The organism is Candidatus Aquicultor secundus, from assembly GCF_002791875.1.
Taxonomy (GTDB): domain Bacteria; phylum Actinomycetota; class Aquicultoria; order Aquicultorales; family Aquicultoraceae; genus Aquicultor_A; species Aquicultor_A secundus.
This window is the reverse complement of record NZ_PFNG01000135.1, coordinates 3909-10257: the sequence shown is the minus strand read 5'-3', so window position 1 is coordinate 10257 and position 6349 is coordinate 3909. Positions and strand designations below refer to the sequence as shown.

The window sequence follows — 6349 nt, the reverse complement described above, 5'->3', positions numbered from 1 at the left end:
CTAGACCGCGCACGATGGCTTCATACCACCAGCGCATCGAGCCGATGATTCCGGTTTCATGCAAGCGGTCGCATTTGCCGTCCACGCCGCCTGTCCAGAGCGGAGTGCGCATTTTAATTTCAATGGTGTGCTCGTTAGTCATGCCGGTCCTTTTATTTCAACCAATACCGAATAAAGCACAGCAGTATCTACTGTGTTTTTAAAATACTAAATTAGGGTTTCCGCTTACTTGATGATAGCTCAATAGTCGTACTATTGCCAAGCCATTTGTGGTCTATATTTATAAACTAAACGCTTCTGGCTTTATCGAGCCTGTTTTTAACCAGCTCGCAAACCGATAGTAGCTTAACGTGTCCCCCGTGTTAATCCAAGGCTGATAGAGATAACACCACCACTTTTAAGCCGATAACAAACTCTGCCGACAAGCCAAGATACCTAAATACTAGCCCGTGAATAATACGTATAGCTTCTGGTGCTTTTTACCATGCGGTAAGGCAAAAACGTGTTTTTAAGCACACGGTGTTTGCCCAGTGTTAACCCCTTACCGTAGGAGTACGAACTCACACGATCAAACAAATCGGGGTCGTCAGTGTCGCCTACATCGTCAAGCGGCTGCATGATACCGTATGTGTCCATCTTAAAATCGGTATCGGATTCAAAAAGGCTGAAACCGCCCGGTAACTCAGTAGCCAGTTTTGAGCCCAGAAACTGAAAGAAGCTGCCTCTTTTCCCGAAGTAATTAATGTGACGCATAACGTTGGATAATAGATTGCTTTTCTCTTTATCCATACCTTTGGCATTGATTGCGATTGTTAAATCCCCATCAAAAAAGCAGAACTCACGGTAAGAAACGGTTGAGCAATAGATACCCTTCGGCGCATCACGTTCCTCTTGCTTTACCTTTATAAAAGTATTTTGCACAACACAGCGATCCGGTGGCGAAAACCTTATTTCGCGATCCTTAACCAGATCGAAGACATCACGTGCAACCGGTTCAGCATTATCTGCCCCATATGCACGAAAGCAGGCGTCGACCAACGCCAGCTTAACCGCATAGGGGGTCGGAACAAGTAGCGTCTTTCCGCCCTTGCTGGTCGCATATGTTGTCCTTAATGTAAAGAGGCTTACCGGGCGATATGTAGCCAAAAGCCAAGACCCCGTACCCTCAATCGTAGAACTGTTGTCGATGAGCATAAGGCCCCCTATCCCTCAAGCCCCGTAATGATCGAGGACATAATACCTGCGAATTCTTGAAGCCCATTAAACACCGAAACACTAACCGATGATGGGGTAAGGGTGTTTAGCGATTCGGAGATGCCTTTTATCTCGTCGATAAATGCCGGGTTTAAGGCGCTCACAAGCGGCGCCGGTACCGTATTGGCCGAGGTAACCACAGCCCCGGTGAAGTCAACTACATGCGGGTTTTGCGTATTCCTGTGGGCGCCGGTCGGCTTTATAAATGAGTAAAGCACGCTTTTAAGCAGCGCCTTCGTGCGCTGTAGGCGAGCTTCTCCCCCCACGTCGTAACCGAGCGTGATATCATTGCGTCCAACTTTATAAAGGTCAACGTTGGCAACTGCAGCATATTGCCCGCTGGAAGCAGGTCTATGGAAAATATTCTGACCTAGATTCTCGCCAGCGCCGGAGCCAGCGCTGCGGCCCTCCGGGACGTACTTTGCGTGAAAGTAAGACTCCGTACGCGTAGTTTCCGGCCTGCCAACCAGCCAGCCGAATTCGATGCATGATTTACGTGCGATTGACTTGTTGTTGTTCGTGATAAGAATACCCTCGCAATCATCAAGAATACACCGTTTAAGTACATCGCTAAGGACCAAACTATCCTGTGTCCCTTTTTCGAATGAACCCGTGAAGGATTTATCAGCACAAATACGATTTGCATCGAATACCTGACAGGCACTGCAAAGCGGTATTCCTTCCTCCGTCGCTATGCGAAAAAGATGCTCGGCCTGGATATGCTTGAACATATCACCCGAAATAGCATTAACTGTGGCAAGCTTGCCATTCGAATCAACTATTTCGACCATCCGCGTCATCATCGTATTGCCCTCTGCTCCCTCGTTGTTCAGAGCATGAAGATCCAGCGTGACCAATCCCGATATAGATAGCGAATTAAGCTTCAACGTTTATCTCCCCTTTCTCAACTTCTTGCTCGATTTTCGGCGCCCTGGCATATCCGTATGCCAACAACAACATGCCGACCAATTCAGCCCCATGCTCTTCGATTAGCCCGATTAAAGCATCGAGGTCTTCTTGTCTTATCACATGCGCCTTAATTTTTTCCGACTCCCAGTTATATTGCTGAACAAAATCGCTTAGCGCCGGGATAAACTCGCTATCGCCGCCTTTTATCTTCTGCTTCCATTCCTGGGCAAGACCAAATCGCACCTCTCTGTTTTTTAATGAGAGCGCATAAATTGTAGCGTTACGAACCGCTCTAGCCACGTTTCTAAATCCTTCATTTTGGATGATTTCTCGCACGAAACCATACCCCCTCTCTAATAGATCATCTAAACCGTTAGCGGAGAACTCCCGGACCCACTCTTTTTGTCCACGCCGCTCCATAACCTTTACGGCAAACCTTGATAAGAAATCGAGCAGCGCAGCAATCTCGCCCGTTAACAGCCATTCCCGATACATTTTTAAGATTGGAATATCGCCCGAGTTGTCCTCGCGAAGAACTTGCAGGCAACCGGCTTCGCCATCGCGATTTTTGTTACCTGCATGCTCTTTTACTATTTTAAGATAAGCATTGGCAGACTCATGATCGGTGACGACAAACCAGGACGGAAGAGGCATAAAGGCATAATTCATCAAAGCTGAGGCCGGGCCCAATCTTTGAAAGTAAGCCTGGTGTAAACCACCGATAACCGATGATGGACGCCGACCAAAAAGACTAATTTCCCGACCCAGGACATCCGAATGCAAGATAAGTATCTCCAGCAATCGCAGGGCTGCATCTATGTCCAAACGTATCCCGCCAAAAAGAGAAAGGCCGAGTAAACCGTTGCGCAGCTGCCTAACTGCGTTTACCCCTATATCGCCCGGCTCGATTACAAAAACCTTGAAATCATCGCCAACCCGGTATGCCAACATGGCCGCATATGTCCCTCTAAACTTAAGCCACTCATCCATGCCGTTTATAACGGCCTTATTAATAGCGCCTGGCGACGTAGAGTCGGGCTTGGGCCTATGCACACCCTTACCTGCGGTTGGATTAAATACCTGACTGTTGCTGATTTCAGGGAATGGTTCCGAACATTGGCTATGTTCCAGAATCGACTTGACATGATTTTTTATAACATCCTGGTTATCAACTATCCAGCGATAAAGTTGTTTGTCGCCGCTCCAGCCCTTTCTCATAGATGCAAGAAAAGATGCCATGCGGTATTCCAAGCCTGGCCCCTCCGGCGCATCCAAGCCCTGCTCTCTGAGGGCTGCTTCAAGCCGCTCACGCTTTTTATCTTTGGCCTGCCGGAATTCTTTTGCAACCTGAGCTTTCTTTTTTTCTCGTTCGTAATCTATGATCCAGCCATTAGGCTTATCTTTATCCTTAGAATCGAGAATATAGGGATAGCCTGGCGTGATAATCGGCCATTCTTCAATCGGGCCCGGGTCGGCGCCTTCAACTTCGTAAGCCGGGCCCAGGTTGCGAACGCGTACATCCTTCCCGGTCACTTCTGCAAGTAGATCGGCCAGACCAACGGCTTTTAGAGTATCAGCATATGTGCCCGTTAGCTTCTCAACATGCAGTTTCATCTTAAATTCACCTCCTTGGTCGCAAGCTGGTCGCAAAGGCGAACCAGCCGTACAAGATACCAGTATAGCGGTAGATACAGTTCATCCTCATCCAGTAAAGGATTGATTAGCTCCTCGGAAAATTTCTTGCATTCAACCAGGTCGTGGGGTGCCCTTAGACCGGTGATATTGCCGTTGACGGTATCGCCAATAACCTTCTCGACCTCCTTGATAAACTCAAATTGTCGCACTGAAGAAGTGCGGCCCGAGTGATGGCGGGCTACTGCAGTCATTGCGGCTGTGGCAATGCCCGGCGCAAGCTCCGCACCGCTAAAAAGCCAGCCTGCAAGCGCAAAGGCCCCTTCCGCCGCGTGAGGCGGTCGCTGCGGCATGCTGCGCATCAGAGCTGCATCTTTTACCGGGTCATAATCCGTATGGGCTAACGGCTCTTGCGGAGCCGATTTCGTGTTCTTTTTCAATTGCCAGGCTTTTGCAAAAGATTGCCAGCCTACAGAAAGCTTGCCTGTATCATGCAAGCTAATTAAAACGCCGGACAGCCATCTTAGTTCTTCATCGCTAACATTGAGGAGCAAAGCCAAATCATTCAATCCCCGTTCATAAAATTGGGAGATTCTTTCGAAAGCATTAAGGCTTCGCTCTGAATGTTCTTTAAACGTCTCCATTTTATACCGGTAAAGAGGAATCGGCGGCCTGCCGAGGTATCTAACCTTAGGGGCTGAGCCTGAGACGCCAAGCGTTAATCCAAGTTTGCTGGAGTACGACGCTAGATTTGGATGTAAAACGACATACCACGCGCCTGCAACATCCTTCTTCGAGTTTTCAATTTGGCGCCAGGAAATACCTGCCCATACATCATCATCGCTGTCGTTAAGCTCGGCCAACCAGGCTTGCCCAGAAGTACCTTTCAACGCCTTTTTTAATGTAAACCTCGGAACCGAAAGAGACATCGGCCACTTTTTAAAGCTGAATTCAATTGAGCTTGGATTAGCGGCAACAATTATCTGGACGCTATCTATATCGCGTATAAGAGCCCGTACTGCCCCAGAGTCATCGCCTGCCATGGCGGCAGCAACTCTTTTACGGTGAGAATGGACAGAAAACCCTTCAACAAAACTACTCTCCGGCTTACCATGCACGGCGTCGATTAGGTCTCGTTCTTGTGCAAAATCAATTATAGCCCGTGCAGGCGGTAAAATGTTTCGGGTTTCATCGATAAGACCTTGATTATACGGTGCTGCTTTAGCGGGTTCAGGCAGTTCATAGATATATACATCGCCTTTTCCGCCATAGCGGGCACACCGCCCGGCCCTCTGCACCAGCGAGTTAATCGGCGCTATCTCGGTGTGCAAAGTATCGCAAGAAATATCCATCCCCGCCTCAATAACCTGTGTAGTCACGAGGATGATTGAATCATCCTGCGCCTGGGCGTTTTTACCAAATCGCCTTATAATCTCGGACTCTATATTGGCGCGATCATCCGGGTAGAAGCGCGAGTGAAGCAAAAGCACGTCGGTGCCTGACGACGCGGTTTCTTTAATGTTTAAGTACAGCGCCTGTGCCCGGTTCACAGTATTACACAATGCAATGGTCCTGTGCTTATGAACCGAGGCAACGGAGGAAACATCAATGGGTGTGCCTGTAAAAAACCAGTCGCGCTTGCGTTTTGATTCAGCCGGTAGCATTAACCGTTCATCGTCTTTTAGCTCGACCTTCTCCGCTTCTAAAATTGAGGCAAGCTGTTGGCAGCCGGCATTGCTAAGTGTTGCTGTCATTATCACTACCTTTACAAGACTGTTTAAGCGATCGATCATCTCAATTGCGGTCGAAAGGCTCTTTTCCGCCTCCAAAAGATGGAATTCATCGAGTACGATTTGCGCACCCACAAGTGCGCCCGCGTTGATGTTGGAAAGTCTACGGGGCAACGACAGCGGCATATTAATATACGACGATAGCAGCTGATCGATTGTGGTAAATACAATGTCGCCTGCAAATAGCGGATCGTCCTGGCTTTCGCCCGTTTGGATTGTAATATAAAGCTTACTGTGTTGCCTGTAGCCTCGATCTTTTCCTGAAATAGCGATATTTTCTTCACCAAAGGCCTCTTTTGCTGCCCGAACAACATCAGCATGCAAACTGCTTGCCAGAGTTCGCAACGGCAGCGCATAAATCAGACGATCGGCAAAGCATGGCCGCCTATTACCGGCATCGCTAGCCCTGGCAAATCTCGCATGAATAAACGGCGCCACTGCCGCCCATGTTTTACCTGAACCGGTTGGTGCTATAAGTAGCACATTACGGCCGGATATTATCGCGTCTGCGACCCTTTCCTGATATCGATATGGAGTAAAACCGGTTAACTTTTTAAATGTCGCGCTAAACATAAAGGCCAACTTCTCGTCTTTTGAGATATATGGTTATGCATAGAAAAAGGAGTGCGTTTGCCTGCGCTGCTGAATACAAACAGGATAAGTTACGTTCTCAGTTGCTTTGCTTTGGGTACTGTTATGACCATATATTGCGATTATTTAACCTACCACAACTTCCTGAACAGCGTCCTGCCCAGCACTTTGTT

The 6349-nt window shown here is 48.3% G+C and carries 5 protein-coding genes; all 5 read right to left on the bottom strand.

The window, feature by feature from the left end; genetic code table 11:
• The coding region (gene cmr1, locus COY37_RS11840; RefSeq protein WP_353683002.1) for a type III-B CRISPR module RAMP protein Cmr1 at positions 1-142 on the bottom strand (142 nt) is incomplete at its 3' end.
• A 293-nt stretch (positions 143-435) separates the two neighbouring features.
• A complete protein-coding gene (locus tag COY37_RS05655; protein WP_286678667.1) occupies positions 436-1194 on the bottom strand; it encodes a hypothetical protein in 759 nt (252 codons plus the stop codon).
• 8 nt (positions 1195-1202) lie between these two features.
• On the bottom strand, positions 1203-2141 hold the full coding sequence (locus COY37_RS05650; RefSeq protein WP_286678668.1) for a DevR family CRISPR-associated autoregulator: 939 nt from the start codon (positions 2139-2141) through the stop codon (positions 1203-1205).
• Positions 2131-3777 carry a hypothetical protein gene (locus tag COY37_RS05645; protein ID WP_286678669.1) on the bottom strand — a complete coding sequence of 549 codons (1647 nt, stop codon included), beginning with the start codon at positions 3775-3777 and terminating at the stop codon, positions 2131-2133. Before COY37_RS05645 ends, COY37_RS05650 begins: the two co-directional genes overlap by 11 nt.
• On the bottom strand, positions 3774-6158 hold the full coding sequence (gene cas3, locus COY37_RS05640; protein ID WP_286678670.1) for a CRISPR-associated helicase Cas3': 2385 nt from the start codon (positions 6156-6158) through the stop codon (positions 3774-3776). The genes COY37_RS05645 and cas3 overlap by 4 nt, the downstream gene beginning before the upstream one ends.
• Between the last annotated feature and the right edge of the window lie 191 nt (positions 6159-6349).

Bases quoted from the DNA above. Each gene is read 5' to 3' on its own strand.
- COY37_RS05655 (WP_286678667.1), bottom strand. From the start codon at position 1,194: ATGCTCATCGACAACAGTTCTACGATTGAGGGTACGGGGTCTTGGCTT.
- COY37_RS05645 (WP_286678669.1), bottom strand. From the start codon at position 3,777: ATGAAACTGCATGTTGAGAAGCTAACGGGCACATATGCTGATACTCTA.
- cas3 (WP_286678670.1), bottom strand. From the start codon at position 6,158: ATGTTTAGCGCGACATTTAAAAAGTTAACCGGTTTTACTCCATATCGA.